The organism is Streptomyces sp. NPDC093111 (assembly GCF_040683955.1).
GTDB lineage: Bacteria > Actinomycetota > Actinomycetes > Streptomycetales > Streptomycetaceae > Streptomyces.
In genome coordinates, this window is sequence record NZ_JBFBNW010000009.1 from 349,728 (window position 1) to 368,399 (window position 18,672).

Genomic DNA, 18,672 nt, shown 5'->3' on the forward strand with positions numbered 1-18,672 from the left:
CCCCCTCGGGGTATCACGCGCACACGCTCAGGAGGCTTCCATGTCCGCTTTCTCCACCACGTACAAGGTTTCCGGTGTCAACAGCGGTCACTGCAAGGCGATCGTCTCCCAGGCCCTGCGCGGCCTGGACGGCGTCGACACCGTGAGCGTGGAGATCTCCACCGGCCTGGTCACCGTCAACACCAGCACCGCGCCGGACGACGCGCTCATCTCGACGACGATCGACGACGCCGGCTACGACTTCCACGGCCGCGCCTGACCGACGAGGACCCCAGGAGGGGGCCGGGCAACGCGCCCGGCCCCCTCCGCCACGTCCAGCCGCGCGGCAGCTCCCGCCGCGCCGGCACGGCGACGACGTTCCGCGTCCGGACCACCGACACCTCGGCCGGGCGCCGGTGAAGACCACCCGGCCGGACAGTCGACAGGACTGTCACATGCCGCGTATAGAGTCCGCCGGAACTCGCAGGTCGCCGCTGAAGGAGCACAGGTGTCGAGAACAACCCCGCCCCGGCCGGTGGACATCGTGTCCCTGTTCCCGCAGCTGGCGCCGTTGGCCCGGCAAGCCGTCCGCCTGCATCCGCGTGCCGGCGTGCCGTCCGTGCACGACAGTTCCGTCGGCGGGCCGCTCCTGTGGCCGTCCGACGAGGAGTGGCCGAGCTGCGCGCAGGAGCACGACAACTGGGAGCCGCCCGTCTCCCTCGACGACGTCCGCCGGAGGCGGGCTCTGCTCGAAGCCGCCTGGCTTCGCCACCGCGAGCCGGGCGAGGACCTCCTCACGCCCGACCAGCGTGCCTTTCTCGACGAGCTCCAGGCCGGACACCCGCCTCACACCGAGCCGAACGCCCTGGTGCCGGTCGCCCAGCTCCACCTCCGCGACGTCCCGGGGCTCACGGGCCCCGAGGGAGCCGACCTCCTGCAGGTGTTGTGGTGCCCCCTCCACCACAACGACGGGCTGCCCGCGGTCCGCCTCGTCTGGCGGACCGCCGCCGATGTCGGCGAGCTGCTCACCGACCCCCCGGAACCCGCAGACGTCGAGCACTACGGCCACTACGTTCCCGAACCCTGCGTCCTGCACCCCGAGGTCGTCACCGAGTACCCCGCACCACACGAACTCCCGGAAGAACTCGCCGGCCGCCTCCACACGTGGGGCCAGGAGCAGGAGGAGGACCCGGCGAACGGCCCTGGCGGCGCCTACTACCAGTACGAGCTCTCGGTCGCCCCCGGCTGGAAGATCGGCGGCTGGGGCCCGTGGAGCTTTTGCGACCCCTCGCCCATGCACTGCCCGAGCTGCGACACCGAGTACCGGCCCCTGCTCACCGTCAGCAGCGGGGAGTGGGACGGCGGAAGCCGCAGCTGGATCCCCCTCGAAGACCGGGTCCCCCCGGAGCGCACCGGACTGCGCAGGCCCTCCGATCCGCCCATGGTGGAGATCGGCAGGGGCTACAACCTCCAGATCCACATCTGTCCGGCCTCGTTCGACCATCCGCATCTCGAAGTCATGCAGTGAGTCCTCAGCCGGGCGGGAGCCGGGCGGGAGCCGGGCGGGAGCCGGGCGTGCCCCACCGGTAGGCGTCGAACCCCGGTGTCGCACGATCGAAGCGGGTCCCGCCCGTCAGCTCCGCTCGGTGGCCGTGGTCTCGACGGCCGGTTCCGGGGGGCGTACGACGAGCAGCGCGGCCACGTCGTCCTCCAGGCCGTTCACGGAATAGCGGGCGAGGTCCTTCTGGAGCAGCGGCAGCACCCGGTCGTCCGGCTGGTCCGCCCAGCCGTCGAGGCGCTCCTCCAGCGGGTAGAAGTCGCCCGCCCGGTCCCGGGTCTCGCTGACACCGTCGGTGAACAGCAGCAGCCGGTCCCCCGGGCCGAACGGCACCTCCTCCACCCGGTGCCGGGAGGCGAACAGGCCGGCCAGGTTGACCGGCAGCGACGGGTCCGTGAAGACGACCGGGCTCACCTGCCCGTCGTGCTGGAGGAGCGGGGCCGGGTGGCCGCAGCTCAGGAGGCGCACGACGTCCTTGTCGTCGGGGAGTTCGAGGAGGAGGACGGTGGCGAAGCGCTCGGCGGAGTCGGCGTCCGGGTCCCAGGCGCCGTACCGCTCCAGGCCCACTTCGAGGCGGTCGGCGAGCGCGGCCAGGTCGGGCGCGTCGGTGACGGCCGCCCGGTAGGCGCCCAGCAGCACGGAGGCGCTCTCCACGGCGCCGAGGCCCTTGCCCTGGACGTCGCCGAGCAGCACCCGGACGGCGCCGGGGATCCGTACGGCCTCGTAGAAGTCGCCGCCGATCCGGGCCTTCGCGGCGGCGGCCAGGTACAGCAGGTGCAGTTCTACGCGGCCGAGCCGGGGCGCCAGCGGGCGCAGCAGCACCCGCTGGACGACCTCGGCGACGGCCAGGACCTCCCGCAGGTCCTGCTCGTAGCGGGCGCGGACCCGGCTGACCCAGACGGCCGCGGCGATGACGACGGCCAGGACGGCCTCGGCGGCGAGGATGTCCTGCGCGGGATCTCCCTGCGCCAGGGCGAGGGCCAGCCGCAGCGCCATGGCGAGCACGCCGATGGCGACGGTGCCGCGCACGTTCCAGGTGACGGCGGCGAGCGCGGGACCGATGACGAGGAGCCGGTCGAAGTGCTGTCCCTCCGAGGTGGCGAGGTCGATGACCACCACGAGCGCGAGGGCCAGCAGGGGCAGCGCGAGGCCGATGGTGAACTGGGTGCGCATCCCCTTGGGCGTAGCGGGACGGTGACCACCTGTGGGCATTGCCTGATCGTACGTACGGGACGGGGCGGACCCTGGCGTTACGGCGCCGGTGGCGTGTCCGGGTCCCTGCGCGGTCCCGGCAGGGCGAGCGCGGCCGGTGCGGCGAGCACCGCGAGGGCGGCGAGCGCGGGCAGGGCGCGGCCGGAGGCGAGCAGCAGGGAGGCCAGGGTGACCCCGAGGACGGGCCCGGTGTTCATGGCGGTCTGCTGGAGTCCGCCGGCGACCCCGGCGTGCTCGGGCGGCGCCCGGTGCACGACGACGGAGGTCGCGGTCACCATCACGGCGCCGAACCCGGCCCCGATCAGCGCGGCGCAGGCGCCCGTCACCGGGCCCGAGTCCGTCACACCCGGCCGGCCGAGGAGAAGCACGCCGAGCGCGGTGAGGAGGGCGCCCCCGGTGGCCGTGGCCCGCGCGCCGAGGCGCCGGTGGAGCACGGCGCTGACCGGCGCGCCCAGCACCACGGCCACGGCCAGCGGGACCATCCGCAGGGCGGTCTCCATGGGCGTGCGGCCGAGGGTGTCCTGGAAGAGGTAGGTGGCCGCGAAGAGGGTGCCGGAGAACGCGGCGGACACGGCGAGGAGCGCCCCGAGCCCGGCGGCGACCGGTCCCGTCCGCAGCAGTGCGGGCGGCAGCAGGGGGTGCGGGGCCCGCCGTTCGTGCCGTACGAGGAGGAGCGCGGCGAGCAGGGCGGCGGCGAGGGCCGCGGGGGTGCCGGTGACCAGGCCATGGACGAGGCAGGCGAGGGCGAGTCCGAGCAGGCAGGCGCCGGGCAGGTCGAGGGCGGCGAGGCCGCGGGTGTCCGCGGTCGGCGGGGCGGGGCGCCGTTCGGGCAGGGCCAGGCAGAGGAGGGCGAGCGCCGCCGTGGGGGCCACGCCGATCAGGAAGACCGCGCGCCAGCCGTACGCCCCGACGAGCGCGCCGCCGATGAGCGGTCCGGCCGCGGCGGCCAGGCCGATGGCGCTGGTGCGCAGGGCGACGGGCATGCCGAGGCGTTCGGGCGGGTAGGCGGCGCGCAGCATGCCGAGCGTGGCGGGTTGCAGCAGCGCGCCCGCGACGCCCTGGGCGACCCGCAGGGCGATCACCGTGCCGATGTCGGGGGCGGCGGCGATCCCGGCGGAGGCCGCGGCGAAGCCGAGGCAGCCGATCGCGAAGATCCTGCGGTGCCCGTACCGGTCGCCGAGCCGTCCGGCGAACACCAGCAGTCCGGCGACGGCCACGAGGTAGCCGGTGCTGGTCCACTGCACCTGCCCGAGACCGGCGCCGAGGTCGCGCTGGAGGACGGGCTGGGCGACGGTCAGCACGGTCCCGTCGAGGGCGACGACGGCGGCGCCAAGGACACTGCAGGTGAGGGCGAGGACACGGTGCCGGACCGCCCCGGCGGCGGGCCGGTCGGCGACGGCGGTGGGGGTGCTGGCGCCGGTGCTCATCGGGGCTCCTCCGCGGGACCGAGGTGCGCCCGGAGCGTGGCGGCGAGCAGCGGCTCCACGTCGTCCGCGCCCGTCGCGAGGCGCAGGCTGCCCCAGCGTCGGAGCTGGGCGATTCCGTGCAGGTTGGCCCAGAGCGCGCCGGCCGCGGTGACGGCGTCGGGGCGGGCATCGGCATCGGCATCGGCATCGGGGCCGGGGCGGGCATCGGCATCGGCATCGGCATCGGCATCGGCATCGGCATCGGGGCGGGCCTCGGCGACCAGGGCGGCGAAGCGCGCGAAGAGCGGGAGGCTCGTGTCGCGCAGTCCGAGCCGGCCGCTCTCCAGGAGGTCGTGGCGGAACATCAGCTCGTACATCCCGCCGCGGGTCCGCGCGAAGTCGAGGTAGGCGCGCGCGAGGGCCCCGATCCGGGCCCGTGCCTCCGTCTCGCCCGCCTCGGCCCGCGCCGCGCGGGCGCCGAGCTCGCGGAAGCCCTCCCGGGCGATCGCCGAGAGCAGGTCGAGGTGGGTCGGGAAGTGGCGGCGGGGCGCGCCGTGCGAGACCCCGGCCCGGCGGGCGATCTCGCGCAGCGACAGGGCCTGGACGCCGTCGGCGTCGACAAGCTCGACCCCGGCCCGGACGAGCCGGTCGCGCAGCCCGGTCTCGGGCTGCGTCGCGGGCGCGGTCTCCGGCCCGACCCCCGGCCCGGTCTCGGGCGTCAGGGTGGCGGGAACGGAGGGCGGGGAGGACGGGGAGGGCAGGGGCGGAGGCGGAGTGGGTTCTGCGGACATGATCCTTGTCTAGCCGATCCCCGTAGACACTGTCTACCCCTTTCGTAGACAGTGTCTACGAAGATCGGCGACAGAAAGGCACCGGCCCCGGTAGGCCCGCCGGGCCCGTCCGTTACACTGGCGGGAGCGAAGGGGAGTAGCCCTGCGAACCGGTCGTCGACACACTGGAACCCCCGGGTTCCCGGTGACCGGGTCCGTGCGGAAGCGCGGACGGGCGAGACCTTCGGCCAGGCATCCATGCCACGTCCGCACCTGTGGGCGTGGTTCGTCATGCCGGGCCGAGTGGTCCTCCCGTCGCCCCTCCAGGCGCCGTGTCGGGCCCGGGCCCGGTCCGAGCAGAGAGCTCCCGGTATGCACCTCGACCCCTTGGCGATCATCACCGCCTTCGGGCTGATCTTCCTCGCCGAGCTTCCCGACAAGACGATGTTCGCGTCCCTCGCCATGGGCACGCGCATGCGTCCGCTGTACGTGTGGTTCGGCACCTCGACCGCGTTCATCGTCCATGTGGCCATCGCCGTGGGCGCCGGCAGCCTGCTCGGGCTCCTGCCCGGCTGGAGCGTCAAACTCGTCTCGGCCCTGCTCTTCGGCTTCGGCGCCTTCATGCTGCTGCGCGGCGGGGGCGACGAGGACGAGGACGACGCCGGCGGCAAGACCGTGACCGGGTTCTGGCCCGTCTACTCGACCGCCTTCATGGCCGTCTTCATCAGCGAGTGGGGCGACCTGACCCAGATCACCACGGCCAACCTCGCCGCCACCAACGGCACCTGGTCGACTGCGATCGGCTCCGCCGCCGCCCTCATGAGCGTGTCGGCGCTCGCGCTCGTCGCGGGCCGTTTCATCGCGAAGCGCGTCCCGCTCAAGACCGTCCAGCGGATCGGCGGCGTGTGCATGGCCGGGCTCGCGGTCTGGTCGCTCGTGGAGGTCTTCACGGGCTGAGCCGGCACAAGCCGCCGGGCCACGGAAAAAGGGCCCTGAGGGACGTGCCCGCCCGCCTACGATGCGGGCATGTCCCTCCGTCCCGAACCCTCCGACCGCCTCACCGCGTTCGGCAACCAACTCGTCGACGTCCACCTCTACCTCCGCGAGGAACTGGCCCGCCTGCGCGCGGACGTGGCCGGCCATCTCGCCTCCGGCGGGGAGCGCCCGCGCGAACTGCGCGCCCACTGCCTCGCCTTCTGCACCGCCCTCACCCGTCACCACACCGCCGAGGACGAGGGCGTCTTCCCCACCCTCGCCCGCCGCCACCCCGAGCTGCGACCCGTCCTCGACGAGCTCTCCCGGGACCACGAGCAGGTGACCGAGCTCCTCCGGGCCGTCCAAAAGCTGGTCGACGGGCTCGGCACCGGACCCGAGCCGGACCCCGCCGAGGTGCGCCGGATCAGCGGCGAGCTGGACGGCCTCGTCGCCCTGGTCGAGTCCCACTTCACGTACGAGGAACGCAAGCTGGTCGGCGCCCTCAACGCGCTCGACGGCTCCGCCGGGGCGCTGCACGCGGGCTTCGAGGACTTCGCGCTGCACGATCTGACGCAGCCGTGAACGGGTCCTTGCTGAAGGACTGAATCACTGCTTCACTCCTTCCATGCCCTACCGACGCACGCCCGCGGTCCAGGCCCGCCAGGACGCACAGCGCACCACCGTCGTCGAGGCGGGCCTCGGACTGCTCGCCGAGCACGGCTACGCCGGCTGCACCATGGCCGCCGTCGCCGCGCGGGCGGGGATCGCCACCGGCAGCGTGTACCGCCACTTCCCCAGCAAGGCCGAGCTCTCCGTCGAGCTGTTCCGCACGGTCGTCGGACGCGAGGTCGCCGCCGTCTCCGAAGCCGCGGCCCTCGGCGCGCACCGGGGCGCCGCGGACCGCGTGGTGGCCGTCATAGAGACCTTCGCGACCCGGGCCCTGAAAGCGCCCCGGCTCGCCTACGCGCTGCTCGCCGAGCCGGTCGACCCGGCGGTCGACGGCGAGCGCCTCGTCTTCCGGCGCGCGTTCCGCGACGTCTTCGCGGCGCTGATCACCACCGGCGTCGAGAGCGGCGAACTCCCGCCCCAGGACCCCCGGCTGACCGCCTCCGCGCTCGTGGGCGCGGGCGCGGAGGCCCTCATCGGCCCGCTGACCGGCCCGTCCGCCGGGGAGCCGGACGGCGAAGCCGTGGGGCCCGGCACCGTACCCGCCCTGGTCACCTTCACCCTCCGAGCCCTGGGAGTTCCCGATGCCCACCACGCATGAGGTCACCAACCAAGTCCCGCCGCTGACCGGTTACGACGTCTCGGCCGACCCCGCGCTCCTGGAGGCGCTGCGGCGCGAGGGCGCCGACTGGGCGGAGACCGACGTCCGGGAGCTGGGCGTGATGGCGGGCGGGCAGCAGGCACAGGAGTGGGGGCGGCTCGCCGAGCGGCACTCCCCGGTGCTGCACACCCACGACCGGTACGGGCACCGGATCGACGAGGTCGAGTTCCACCCGTACTGGCACGAGCTGATGAACGTGGCCGTGCAGCACGGGCTGCACGGCGCGCCCTGGGCCGACGGCCGGGCCGGCGCGCACGTGGCGCGCGCCGCGAAGGTGTTCGTGTGGGGGCAGGCCGACCCGGGCCACCTGTGTCCGATCTCGATGACGTACGCCGCGGTGCCCGCGCTGCGGGCCGAGCCGGAGCTCGCCGCGGTCTACGAGCCGCTGCTGACCTCCTCCACGTACGACTTCGGGCTGCGGGTCCCGACCGAGAAGCGCGGGATCATCGCCGGGATGTCGATGACCGAGAAGCAGGGCGGCTCGGACGTCCGCGCCAACACGACCCGGGCGGTGCCGACGGGCGAGGCCGGGACGTACGCGCTGACCGGGCACAAGTGGTTCACGTCCGCGCCGATGTCGGACGTCTTCCTGACCCTCGCCCAGGCGCCCGGCGGGCTGTCCTGCTTCCTGGTGCCGAGGGTGCTGCCGGACGGCTCGCGCAACGCGATCCGGCTCCAGCGCCTCAAGGACAAGCTGGGCAACCGTTCCAACGCCTCCAGCGAGATCGAGTACGAGGGCGCGCTCGGGCACCTCGTCGGCGAGGAGGGCCGCGGGGTCGCCACCATCATCCGGATGGTGAACATGACCCGGCTCGACTGCGCCGTCAGCTCGGCGTCCGGGATGCGCCAGGGGCTCGTCCAGGCCGTGCACCACGCGACGCGCCGCTCCGCGTTCGGCGCCCGCCTCCTCGACCAGCCGCTGATGACCAACGTCCTCGCGGACCTCGCGGTCGAGGCGGAGGCCGCGACGGTCGCCGCGATGCGCCTCGCCGGCGCGGTGGACCGGGCGACCGCCGGGGACGCCCAGGAGGAGCAGCTGCGCCGCCTCGGGCTCGCGGTCACGAAGTACTGGGTGTGCAAGCGCGCCCCCGTCCACGCGGCCGAGGCACTGGAGTGCCTGGGCGGCAACGGCTACGTGGAGGACTCGGGACTCCCCCGCCTCTACCGCGAGTCGCCGCTCCCCTCCATCTGGGAGGGCTCGGGCAACGTGGCCGCGCTGGACGTGCTGCGGGCGATGGGGCGTCAGCCCGAGGCGGTGGAGGCATTCTTCGCGGAGGTCGACCGCGCGGCGGGCGCCGACCGGCGCCTGGACGCGGCGACGGCCCGCCTCCGCAAGGACCTCGCGGGGCTCGGCGACCCGGACGCCCTCCAGTACCGCGCCCGCCGGACCGTCGAGCACCTCGCCCTCGTCCTCCAGGGCTCGCTCCTCGTCCGACACGGCCACCCGGCCGTCGCCGACGCCTTCTGCGCCTCCCGCCTGGACGGCGACTGGGGCGTCGCCTTCGGCACCCTCCCGCCCGGCCTGGACACGGCGGCGATCATCGAGCGGGGCGCACCCCAGTTCACGCCCTGAGGTGATGCTGTGGGGGCTTCCTCGGTCCTGCCTTCGGGGAAACCCCCACGCCGTGCCCTCTCATCGGTCCTCCCCGCCCGGCATCGTGGACGCGGCGGCCCCCGCGCCAGTGGCCGCGCTCCGGGACTGGAGGGTCGTGCTGATCCGGACCTGGACTCGTAGGCTCCCTTGGAGGTCCCCGGCCGCCTCCAGTGCTCGCGCCGCATGTGTCAGGGCCTTCACCTCCTCAGCCGTGCGTCTCCGGTCCCTCATGAAGTCCGCGAGGCCGAGCCAGCTGTCGGCGGCCTCGGCCTCACGGCCCGCAGCGGCCAACTGTGTCGCGAGACTCGTACTCGCCACGGTCATGCCGTGTGGATCCCCCAGCTCTCCGTACAGCCTGACAGAACACCTGAACATCCCGAGGGCCTCCGCCAAGTCTCCACGTGAGACCAACGCGTTCCCCAGGTTGAGGGACGACTCCGCCTCTCCCCACATGTCGTCTCCGGCCCGCCACGTGGACAGCACCTCACGGTGCGTGGCCACGGCCTGATCCGCCTTGCCCGCTTGTCTTATGGCGTTGGCTGCGTTGTTCAGTGCATGAGCGCGCAGATGTGGTTCGGCGGATCCCAGTAGCTCAGCCGCAGCCTTGGCGTGCTTCTCGGCCTCCTCGGACTGTCCGGCCGACCGGCACACGGATCCCATAGCCATCAGCGAAAAGGCATGCAAGAGCCGGTCGCCGAACGTGCGAGCCGATTGGAGTGCAGGCTCGAGCACGCCCAGGGCCGCTTTCGGAGAACCTGCGAGATCCAGTGCGGAACCGTGTGCGAGGCGCAGCAGGAGGCGCTGTCTCGGGGTGGCCGTGACGGTGGCGGCGTCCAGTGCTCGTCTTGTCAGCCCCGCCCAGCGGTGTCGGTCCGACCACTGTGCCGAGTGCTCGTGAAGGAAAAGAACGATGTCGAACGCGATTGCGTCCCGCCTGGAATGCAGCGCGAGAAACGCCGCGCCGATGATGTTCTCCTCCTCCGATCTCATCCACATCAGTGCATCCGAGGTGAGGACAAATCGGGTCCTTTCCCTGTTTGGTCGGTCGGCCGGCCGTAGGCATGCGTGTGCGGCGGCAGCGTCGCGGCGATAGAAATCCAGCAGCCTGTCGAGTCCCGCTCTTCTCTCTTCGCGGAATCGAGCCTGCCTGCCCTTCTCGTCCGCGTACAACCGCAGCAGGTCATGCATCGCCCACCTCACTACGGCACCCCCCCATTCCCCGGGATTCGACGAGATGTGCGTCCGCGAGCTCCCGCACCCCTCGCAAGGCCAAGATCGGCTCCGCGCCGGCGAGCGCGGCGACCGCTTCCACGGAAAGGTCCGGACCCGGATTCAGGGAAACCAGTCTGAACAGACGGGCCTGCCGACTCTTCAGATAGGTGTACGAGAGCTCGAAGGCGGCTCGCACAGCGAGCTCCTGGCCTCCTTCGTTCGTGCCCTCAGGTGACAGCACGTCCAACCTGGTGCGGGCGTTCCCGAGTTCTTCCGCCAGTTGCGTCGGCGACAGCGTGCGCTGGGATTTCAAGATGCCGGCGACGACCACGAGGGCCATGGGCAGACCACCGCACAACTCCGCGAGCCGGACGAACTCTCCTGGAGCCTCGTCCGCCCGCCCGTCGCCCGGATGAGCAAGCGCGAGGGACGTGCGGAGCAGTCTCGCTCCCCGCTCTCCGTCGAGTGGGTGAACCTCGACCAACCTGGCGGACCGCAGATCGCCCAGCTTGTGCCTGGACGTCATCAGGATGCGGTGACATGAGCCCACACTCGGCAGCAGAGGGCCGACCTGGCTCACGGTCCGGACGTCGTCCAGGACCACGAGAAGGCGTTCCGCTCGGCCCGCGCGCTCGTCCAGGGCCGCATGCCATCGCTCTACGGCGCAGGTATCGGGCCTTCCGGCATCGCGATCGCCGATCTGGCGGAGCAATCGCGCAGCGGCCGTGGAGGCGTCCAGCGGGCCGGCGGCGCTGTGCCCGTTCATGTCGAGATGGAGCACTCCGCCCGTGAACCATTCCTCGGCCCGCGCGCACTCCGCCGCGTGGGTCGCGAGGGTGCTCTTTCCCACCCCGGCCATTCCCGTCAAGGCGACGGTCGGGGGACATGAGGCATCGGGGTGAAGAAGATCCGACAGGACACGTAACTCCGCGGTTCGCCCGGTACAAGGACTCTGGACTCGGATGCCCGGCCGCCGTGGCGGAAGCGAACCATCGCGCTCCGCCGCCTCGATGATCCGCCGGCGCAGGCTTCGGTAGCGGCGATCGGCGGCGTCGACCGGTCGTACAAGATCCGAATGGCCGCCCGGGAGCACGGCCGCGTCCGGGAAGACGCTCTGCGCGGAGGCGAGCGGGACGATGTTGTCCGTCTCTCCCGCATAGACCACGAAGGGAATGGGGCACGTTCCCGCGGTGACATCATGGGCGTGAACGACGTTTCGCATCACGATGCCCTGGGTCTCCGCGACCTCGTCGACCAGAGGCCGGAGCATGGCTTCTTGAGGATTTCCGGGCAGGAACCAACGCCGCAGGAACAACCCCAACTGAGAGCCGTGATGCGGGGTGGCGAGCAGAATCACCCCCTGAATTCGAGCCAGATCCTTGCCACGCCCCTCGGAGAGCATCCGCGCCAGAAAGCGCTGGATGACCAGACCTCCCATGCTGTGCCCGACGAGAAGGAGCCGTCGAACTCCTTCCGCTTCGGTGTCCACAAACTCCTTGAGGCTGCCCGCGATCGCGGCCAGTGACGGGACGCGACGCCGCGGATCCAGGCCCCACAGTGTCGTCTCGTATGCGAAGGCACTGGTTTCGACGAACCCCAGTTCGGCATCGGTGTGGATCAGCTTGATCAGCGGATCCCAGACACTCGGGTCCGAACGAAATCCGTGCACGAACACCACCCGAAGGCGTTCTCTACCGACGTGTGCGGAAGTGCGCACCCTTCAGCCCTTCTCACGAATCCTCACGGACAGCACTTTCATGTGCGCGTGAAATGACACGAAAAGTAGCAGATTCCCGCGATGCCGCTCCGCCACGGTGGGGTGCGGCTGAGGCCTGGTCGTCTTCGCCGGACGAAGCGTGCACTCGCGTGGCAGCCTGAGGGTGCACGTCCCCGCCCCACCCCGCACGGCGAGACGGAGGCCCCGTGAGTACGGAAGCTCGGCACGGCGCGATCCACGAGGAGCTGGACCGGAGCGCGGAGAAGGTGGCGCCCCAGGTGATCGCCTGGCGACACCATCTGCACCGGCACCCGGAGCTGCCCAACCGCGAGGTCGAGACCGCCCGTCTCGTCGCGGGCCACCTGCGCGCGCTCGGTCTCGACGAGGTCCGCACCGGCATCGCCGGGCACGGGGTGGTGGGGGTGCTCCGGGGCGGTCTGCCGGGCGCGCGCGTGATGGCGCTGCGGGCCGACATCGACGCGCTGCCCGTGCGGGACCTGTGCGGCGCCGACTTCGCCTCGGAGACCGTCGACGCGGACTATCCCGGCGGCCCGTTCCCCGTCTCGCACGCCTGCGGGCACGACTGCCACACCGCGATGCTGATGGGCGCGGCGACCGTCCTCGCCGGTGCGCGCGCCCACCTCCCCGGGACCGTGCTGTTCGTCTTCCAGCCCGCCGAGGAGGGCCCGCCGGTCACCGAGGAGGGCGGGGCCCGGGCGATGCTGGCGGCGGGCGCCTTCACCGATCCGGTGCCGACGATGGTGTTCGGGATGCACGTCACCCCGTATCCCAAGGGGTACGTGGGCTACCGCGTCGGCAACCAGTACGCGGCGTCCACGCTCGTGCGGATCGTCGTGACCGGCGAGCAGGTGCACGGCTCGACGCCGTGGCAGGGCGTCGACCCGATGCCGGCGGCCGGCGGCATCATGACCGGGATCGGGCAGATCTACCGTCAGGTCTCCGCCTTCGACCCGGTCACCGTGACCATCGGGCACGTCGAGGACGTCGGCCGCTTCAACATCATCGGCCAGACCGTCACCCTGTGGGGCACGGTCCGCTGTGCGGTGGAGTCGGACATGGCGGAGGTCCAGCGGAGGCTGACGACGCTCGCCGAGCACACGGCGGCGGCGTACGGCGCCACGGCGGCCGTGGAGTACCTCCAGCCGGTGCCGCCGGTGCACAACACCGCCGCGTGGGTGGCCGCCGGACTGCCGACGCTACGGCGCGTCGTCGGCACGGAGCGGGTCGTGGAGACCGGCGCGACGCTGGGCTACGACGACGTGTCCGAGTTCGTGAACCGTTTCGGCGGCCTGTACGTGATGCTCGGCGTCCAGGACGCGACCCTCGACGCCGGGGGACGCCCGGTCGCCGCGCCGGACGGCCGCGGCCTCCTCACCAACCACAACCCGCGCTTCTACGCCGACGACGCCACCCTGGTGACCGGGGTCCGGCTGCACGCGCAGGTGGCGTACGACCACCTCGCCGGGGCACTGACGGCCGGATGACGCCCCGTACGACGGCCGGATATCGCCTCACTCGTTCGTGAGTTCCGGCGTCCTCCCGCCGCCACGCCCCGACACGCTGACGCGGACGGATCCGAATGCGGGAGGACGACATGACGCGGGACGCTGGGCACCGCGAGGGCCTGGACGACCAGGCCCTCCTGCTCGTGGCGGGACTCGCCGATCTGGCGATCGGCACGCTGGGGTCGGCGCTCGGCACGGTCCGGGGGCTGATGCGCCGTTCGGACACGGCGGAGCTGGCCTCGGACGCCGAGCGGGACCTGATGGCGCGCGGACGTCTCGCCCTGGACCGGTACGCCTCCGCGCCGCCGCCCCACCTGGAGGTACTCGCCCGGCACGTGGTGGCCCGCCGGGGCGCCGACGATGTCTGAGTCGTGGGACCCGGCCGGGTTCAAGGCCCGGGTGGACACGGCACTGCACCGGTTCGTCGCCCAGGAGGCCGACCTGCTGGCGGGGGTCGACCCCGCGCTCGCGCCGGTGGCCGTGGAACTGGAGACGGCGGTCGCGGCGGGCAAACGGCTGCGGGCGGCGTTCTGTTACTGGGGCTGGCGCGGCGCGGGCCAGCCGGACAGCGAGGCCCTCGTACGGGCGGCGGCGGCCCTGGAGCTGGTCCACGCGGCGGCCGTCGTGCACGACGACCTCGTCGACGACAGTCCGCTGCGGCACGGCCGGCCCACCGCGCACCTGGCGCTGCGCGCCGCCGTTCCGCACCACCCGGGGGCCGACGGCGCCGCCCGGTCGCTCGCGATGCTCCTCGGCGACCTGCTGATGTCGCTGGCCGGGCAGTTGTTCGTGACCAGCGGCCTGCCCGCCGCCTATCTCGGCCGGGCCCGCCCGCTGTGGGCGCTGCTCGCGCGGGAGCTGGTCGCGGGCGAGTGCCTGGAGATCCTGCACACGGGCGCCGAACCCGACACGGACGCCTCGCTGAAGGTGATCCGCTACAAGACCGCCAAGTACACCGTGGAGCAGCCCCTGCTGATCGGCGGCGCCCTCGCCGGGGCCGGGCGCCTCCTGCGCGAGGGGTACGCGGCGTACGGGCTGCCGCTGGGCGAGGCGTTCCAGCTGCGCGACGACCTGCTCGGGCTGTTCGGCGACCCCGAGCGCACCGGCAAGTCCAACGGCGACGACCTGCGCGGCCACCGGCCCACGGCCCTCCTCGCGGAGACCTGGCGGCTCGCCGGTCCGGGCGAACGCGACCGGCTGCGCGCCCTCCTGGGGCGGGACGGACCGGGCGCGGACCCGGCGGCGGAGCACGATGCCGGGGACGAGGTCCGTGCGCTGATGCTGCGGCTGAAGGCGCCCGACCGGGTCGAGGAGATGATCGCCGCGCGGGTCGAGGAGGCGCTGGGCGCGCTCGACGGCCTCGACGTGCCCCCCGCGAGCGCCGCCGCCCTGACCGCGCTCGCCCACTCGGCCGCGATCCGGCCATCCTGACCACCGCACCCGCCCGCACCCAGCACCGCCCCGAGCCCGTAGGAGCCCCCGTATGCCTTCCACCGACAGCGACGCGTCGCACGACGCCCTGCGCCTGGTCGGCGACGAACTCGCCGACGCCACCGTCGCCACGCTCTTCGAACGCGGCGAGGTGGGCAAGTTCAACACCCTGATGCGGTACGTTTCCGTCGCCGGCGCGCCCCTGCCGGACGGACTGCCCGAGGTGGCGCGGGAGTACCTCCACGTCACGAGCGCGGCTCCGGCGTGGGTGGACTGGGAGGAGATGGAGAAGGCCCGACTGTTCTTCATCGACAACGACGTGCACATCACCACGGCGCTGTCCTTCGCCTCGATGCCCGCCTGCTACCTCGTCCCGCACGTGGCGAAGCTGCTGTCGACGACCCACGGCCTGAAGTACCCGTCCAAGCGGATGGCGGAGACCGGCCAGTTCACGGTGCACCTGATGCGGCCGGACGCGTTCGAGGCCGGCGGCCGGTTCATCCCCGCCGCCCAGAAGGTACGGCTGCTGCACGCCTCGATCCGCCACCACCTCGTCCGCGAGGACCGCTGGGACACGGCCGCGCTGGGGGTGCCGATCTGTCAGGAGGACATGATCGGCGGGCAGATGTTCTTCTCCCTCCTCGTCCTCGACAGTCTGCACCGGCTCGGCGTCCACATGTCCACGGAGGGGGCGGATGCCTACTACTACGCGTGGAAGGTGGTCGGTGCCATCCTCGGGATCGACCAGGACGCCGTCCCGCAGAACCTCACCGAGGCCCGCGCCTTCCTCGACCGGTACATGCTCCGGTACATGGGCCCGTCCGAGGAGGCCGCGGTGCTGACCCGGCAGCTCATCGACCTGTACGAGGAGGTCGTGCCCGGCACCTTCTTCGACCCGATCGTCTCCGCCCTCATCCGCTTCCTCGTCGGCGACACCTCCGCCGACTGGCTGGAGGTCCCGCGCACCCCGTGGGACACCGTCGTCAAGGCGGTGCCGCACCTCCTGGGCGTCCTGGAGACCATCGAGGACCGTTCCCCGCTCGGGGCCTGGGCCCTCGACCGGATCGGGCACCTCACCACGGTCTTCGAGCTGTCCTCGCTCACCCGGGGACGGGTCATGCACTACGCCATCCCCGAGCACCTCAAGGCCGACTTCGGCGTCTCGTCCGCGGTGCCCCGCTCCCGCCGCTGGACGCCGCCCGCCGCCGTCCTCGGCTCGTAGCCGCTACGCGGGGCGCCGTACCGCGGCACCGTGGCCCGGCGCCGTGCCGGTCCCGGGCGGGATCCGCGCCGCCGTCTCCGCGAAGGCCCTGACCAGGGCGGACTCGGCGGCCGTCGGCCAGACGAGGCCGTACTCGAGCGGCGGGGCGTCGTGGAAGGGCACGTAGGCGATGCCGGGGCGGGGGTGGTAGCGGGCGCCGCGGGCAGCTCCCGGGGAGACGCCGCGGCCCGCGCCGACCAGGGACAGCACCTCCTCCCAGGTGGCGGCCGAGGGGCCGTGCCCGACGGGCGCGCCGGAGGGGGTGCGGGTCGGGTAGTGGTGGGCGCGCCAGGCGCGGGGGTGAGCGGCGCCGCTGGTGACCAGGGTCTGCCCGGCGAGGTCCTCCAGGCCGACGGAGGTACGGCGGGCCAGCGGGTGTCCGGCCGGGACGAGGAGCACCCGGTCCTCCCGGATCAGGACCGGGCCGGGGGTGAGGCCGGGGACGGCGACCGGGAAGGTGGCGTACTGGAGGTCGAGTTCGCCGTCCTCGACGGGCCGGGTGCCGGCGTCGAGGGGGATCTCGCGGAGGGTGACCTCGCAGCCGGGGTGGCGGGCGAGGAAGGCGTCCGCGGCGGCGGTGAGCAGGGCGCCGCCCCAGGGGGAGGCGAAGCCGACGCGCAGCGTGCCGAGCATGCCGCGGCCGGCGGCGGTGGCGTGTTCGAGGGCGGCGAGGATCCGGCGGTGGGCGGGGCGGAGTTCCTCGTGGAGGCGGGCACCGACGGGGGTGAGGCGGACGCTGCGGCTGGTGCGGACGAAGAGCGGGGTGCCGACGCGGCGCTCCAGCTTCTTGACGGTCTGGCTGATCCGGCCGGTGGAGACGCCGAGGAGCTCGGCGGTGCGCCCGAAGTGCAGCTCGTCGCCGAGGGTCAGGAACGCCTCCAGTTCGTGCCGTTCGAGCACGGGACCCCCTCCGATCGTTTAGCCTCGCTCAACGCCGATTGCATTGTTGCACCTTGATGCGCGGCGGACACCGACGGAAACCTGAGGGACGTGACACTCCTCCCCTCCTCCCTCGGCGCTCCCGCTGCCACTCCCTCTCCCGCTACCTCTCCTGCTGCCTCTTCCTATCCTGCTCCCGCTCCCCCTCCCGCTCGCGTGCACGTCCTCACGCTCGCCGTCGCCGGGGCCGTGACCGTCGGGAACATCTACTTCCCGCAGCCGCTGCTCGCCGCCGTGGCCCGCGGCCTCGACGTCTCCGACCGCACGGCGGGCCTGCTGGCCACGGCGGCGCAGGCCGGGTACGCGCTGGGCATCCTGCTGCTCGTGCCCCTCGCCGACACCGCGCGGCTGCGCCGCCTGACGGGCACGCTGCTCGGCCTGACCAGCGGCGCGTTGCTGGTGGCCGCCGCCGCCCCGAACATCCTCACGCTCCTCCTGGCGACCCTCGCCCTGTCGACGACGACGGTGCTGCCGCAGATTCTCACGCCGGTGGCGGCCGTCCTCGCGGGTGCCGAGCGGCGCGGCCGGGTGGTCGGCCTGATCGGGCTCGGCCTCACGCTCGGTTCCACCCTGTCCCGTACGGTCTCGGGCGCGGTGTCCGACGCGAGCGGCAGCTGGCGGACGGCCTACCTGGTGGCCGCCGTCGCCACGGCGGGCCTGCTGTGCGTGCTGCCGCGGGCCCTGCCGGAGCGGCTCGGCGTCCCGGGCGCGCGCCGGCTGCCGTACGGGCGGATGCTCGCCGGGCTGCCCCGGCTGCTCGGCGCCCACCCGGCGCTGCGGGTGTCGGCGCTCGTCGGGGCGTGCGTGTTCGCCGCGTACAGCGTCTTCTGGGCCGCGCTCGTCTTCCATCTGGCGGCCCCGCCGCTCGGGTACGGGCCGGGGGCGGCGGGCCTGTTCGGGCTGCTGACCGTGCCGGCCGCGCTGGCCTCGGCGTTCGCGGGCCCGCTCACCGACCGTTTCGGTACGGGCCGGGTCGGCCGCTGGGCCCTCGGCTGCGCCGGGCTCGGGCTGGCCGTCGCGGGCCTGGCCCCGTACGCGCCCGTGGCGCTGGTGGCGGGCGCCGGACTCGTCGTCCTGGGCACGAGCGCCTGCCAGGTGGCGAACCAGTCCCGGGTGCTCGGCCTCGGGCGGGAGGTGGCGGCCCGGGCCAACTCGGTCTTCATGCTGGCCACGTTCGGCGGCGGCGCGCTCGGCTCGCTGACGGCGGCCTGGCTGTACGGGGCGTACGGCTGGCGACCGACGGTCCTCGGCGCGACGGCGTTCACCGCGCTGGGCGCGCTGGCGGCCTCGTGGCGGCGGACCCCCGCCCGGGCCTGACCCGCGGGGCCCCGACTTGCGCCACGCCCGCCACAGGGAAGGCTGGAGGTACCGGTCCGCGTCCCTCACAGGAGCCACGATGCAGCAGCCCGCCCCCCTCGACCTGGGCGCCCTCGCCGACGAGCACCTGGCGAAGGCCCGCACCGCGCCCCACGGCCGCAGCGCGCATCTGGTGGTGCACGACGGGGTGCTCCGCCAGAGCGTGATCGCCCTGACCGCGGGCACGTCCCTCGACGAGCACAACGCCCCGCCCGCGGCGAGCCTCCAGGTCCTGCGCGGACGGGTGGAGCTGACGGCCTCGGGCCGTTCGGAGGAGCTGGAGACGGGCGGACTCCAGATGATCCCCAAGGAACGGCACGGCCTGACGGCCCTGGAGGACGCGGTCGTGCTGCTGACGGCGGTGAACGACTAGGACGCACGGTCACCTGGGCCAAGCCCTCCAGTAAAC

18 protein-coding genes are annotated in these 18,672 nt (G+C 73.3%); 12 read left to right on the forward strand and 6 right to left on the reverse strand.

Going from position 1 to position 18,672, the window contains the following annotated elements:
- Positions 1-40: 40 nt before the first annotated feature.
- The gene (locus tag AB0Q96_RS18495) at positions 41-259 is read left to right on the forward strand and encodes a heavy-metal-associated domain-containing protein (RefSeq protein ID WP_365326636.1); all 219 of its coding nucleotides are present in this window, start codon (positions 41-43) and stop codon (positions 257-259) included.
- A gap of 228 nt (positions 260-487) precedes the next feature.
- A complete protein-coding gene (locus AB0Q96_RS18500) occupies positions 488-1,507 on the forward strand; it encodes a hypothetical protein (protein ID WP_365326638.1) in 1,020 nt (339 codons plus the stop codon).
- A 105-nt stretch (positions 1,508-1,612) separates the two neighbouring features.
- Here the strand turns inward: AB0Q96_RS18500 and AB0Q96_RS18505 are convergent, their stop codons facing one another.
- The 3 genes from AB0Q96_RS18505 to AB0Q96_RS18515 form a co-directional block, all read right to left on the reverse strand.
- Positions 1,613-2,710, reverse strand: coding sequence for a PP2C family protein-serine/threonine phosphatase (locus tag AB0Q96_RS18505; protein WP_365326639.1), 1,098 nt, complete (start codon positions 2,708-2,710; stop codon positions 1,613-1,615).
- Between the two features lie 77 nt (positions 2,711-2,787).
- Positions 2,788-4,176 carry an MFS transporter gene (locus tag AB0Q96_RS18510; RefSeq protein WP_365326641.1) on the reverse strand — a complete coding sequence of 463 codons (1,389 nt, stop codon included), beginning with the start codon at positions 4,174-4,176 and terminating at the stop codon, positions 2,788-2,790.
- Positions 4,173-4,946 (reverse strand): TetR/AcrR family transcriptional regulator, encoded by a 774-nt coding sequence (locus AB0Q96_RS18515; RefSeq protein WP_365326643.1) that lies wholly within the window; start codon positions 4,944-4,946, stop codon positions 4,173-4,175. The genes AB0Q96_RS18510 and AB0Q96_RS18515 overlap by 4 nt, the downstream gene beginning before the upstream one ends.
- Before the next feature lie 351 nt (positions 4,947-5,297).
- Here AB0Q96_RS18515 and AB0Q96_RS18520 point away from each other — a divergent pair, with 351 nt between their 5' ends.
- The 4 genes from AB0Q96_RS18520 to AB0Q96_RS18535 all read left to right on the forward strand — a co-directional run bounded on the left by AB0Q96_RS18520 (position 5,298) and on the right by AB0Q96_RS18535 (position 8,800).
- Positions 5,298-5,882 (forward strand): TMEM165/GDT1 family protein, encoded by a 585-nt coding sequence (locus tag AB0Q96_RS18520; protein ID WP_365326645.1) that lies wholly within the window; start codon positions 5,298-5,300, stop codon positions 5,880-5,882.
- Between the two features lie 69 nt (positions 5,883-5,951).
- A complete protein-coding gene (locus AB0Q96_RS18525) occupies positions 5,952-6,482 on the forward strand; it encodes a hemerythrin domain-containing protein (protein WP_365326647.1) in 531 nt (176 codons plus the stop codon).
- A 43-nt stretch (positions 6,483-6,525) separates the two neighbouring features.
- Complete coding sequence (locus tag AB0Q96_RS18530; RefSeq protein ID WP_365326649.1) at positions 6,526-7,167, forward strand: TetR/AcrR family transcriptional regulator; 642 nt, start codon at positions 6,526-6,528, stop codon at positions 7,165-7,167.
- Positions 7,151-8,800 carry an acyl-CoA dehydrogenase family protein gene (locus AB0Q96_RS18535; RefSeq protein ID WP_365326650.1) on the forward strand — a complete coding sequence of 550 codons (1,650 nt, stop codon included), beginning with the start codon at positions 7,151-7,153 and terminating at the stop codon, positions 8,798-8,800. The genes AB0Q96_RS18530 and AB0Q96_RS18535 overlap by 17 nt, the downstream gene beginning before the upstream one ends.
- 60 nt (positions 8,801-8,860) lie before the next feature.
- Here the strand turns inward: AB0Q96_RS18535 and AB0Q96_RS18540 are convergent, their stop codons facing one another.
- Positions 8,861-10,009 carry a tetratricopeptide repeat protein gene (locus AB0Q96_RS18540; RefSeq protein ID WP_365326652.1) on the reverse strand — a complete coding sequence of 383 codons (1,149 nt, stop codon included), beginning with the start codon at positions 10,007-10,009 and terminating at the stop codon, positions 8,861-8,863.
- A complete protein-coding gene (locus AB0Q96_RS18545) occupies positions 10,002-11,711 on the reverse strand; it encodes an alpha/beta fold hydrolase (RefSeq protein WP_365326654.1) in 1,710 nt (569 codons plus the stop codon). Before AB0Q96_RS18545 ends, AB0Q96_RS18540 begins: the two co-directional genes overlap by 8 nt.
- A 245-nt stretch (positions 11,712-11,956) precedes the next feature.
- On the opposite strand from AB0Q96_RS18545, the gene AB0Q96_RS18550 reads away from it, so the two are divergent.
- The 4 genes from AB0Q96_RS18550 (at position 11,957) to AB0Q96_RS18565 (ending at position 15,929) form a co-directional block, all read left to right on the forward strand.
- A complete protein-coding gene (locus AB0Q96_RS18550) occupies positions 11,957-13,255 on the forward strand; it encodes an amidohydrolase (RefSeq protein WP_365326656.1) in 1,299 nt (432 codons plus the stop codon).
- Positions 13,256-13,365: 110 nt separating this feature from the next.
- Positions 13,366-13,644: a polyprenyl synthetase gene (locus tag AB0Q96_RS18555; RefSeq protein ID WP_365326658.1), complete on the forward strand. Its 279-nt coding sequence runs from the start codon at positions 13,366-13,368 to the stop codon at positions 13,642-13,644.
- Positions 13,637-14,707 (forward strand): polyprenyl synthetase family protein, encoded by a 1,071-nt coding sequence (locus tag AB0Q96_RS18560; RefSeq protein ID WP_365326660.1) that lies wholly within the window; start codon positions 13,637-13,639, stop codon positions 14,705-14,707. Before AB0Q96_RS18555 ends, AB0Q96_RS18560 begins: the two co-directional genes overlap by 8 nt.
- Positions 14,708-14,759: 52 nt before the next feature.
- Positions 14,760-15,929: an oxygenase MpaB family protein gene (locus AB0Q96_RS18565; protein WP_365326662.1), complete on the forward strand. Its 1,170-nt coding sequence runs from the start codon at positions 14,760-14,762 to the stop codon at positions 15,927-15,929.
- Positions 15,930-15,932: 3 nt separating this feature from the next.
- Here the strand turns inward: AB0Q96_RS18565 and AB0Q96_RS18570 are convergent, their stop codons facing one another.
- Positions 15,933-16,868, reverse strand: a complete 936-nt coding sequence (locus tag AB0Q96_RS18570) for a LysR family transcriptional regulator (RefSeq protein WP_365326664.1) — start codon at positions 16,866-16,868, stop codon at positions 15,933-15,935.
- 195 nt (positions 16,869-17,063) lie between these two features.
- Here AB0Q96_RS18570 and AB0Q96_RS18575 point away from each other — a divergent pair, with 195 nt between their 5' ends.
- Together AB0Q96_RS18575 and AB0Q96_RS18580 are read left to right on the forward strand one after the other, a co-directional pair.
- Positions 17,064-18,224, forward strand: a complete 1,161-nt coding sequence (locus AB0Q96_RS18575) for an MFS transporter (RefSeq protein WP_365326666.1) — start codon at positions 17,064-17,066, stop codon at positions 18,222-18,224.
- A gap of 79 nt (positions 18,225-18,303) precedes the next feature.
- On the forward strand, positions 18,304-18,636 hold the full coding sequence (locus AB0Q96_RS18580; protein ID WP_365326668.1) for a cupin: 333 nt from the start codon (positions 18,304-18,306) through the stop codon (positions 18,634-18,636).
- The last annotated feature ends 36 nt before the right edge of the window (positions 18,637-18,672 follow it).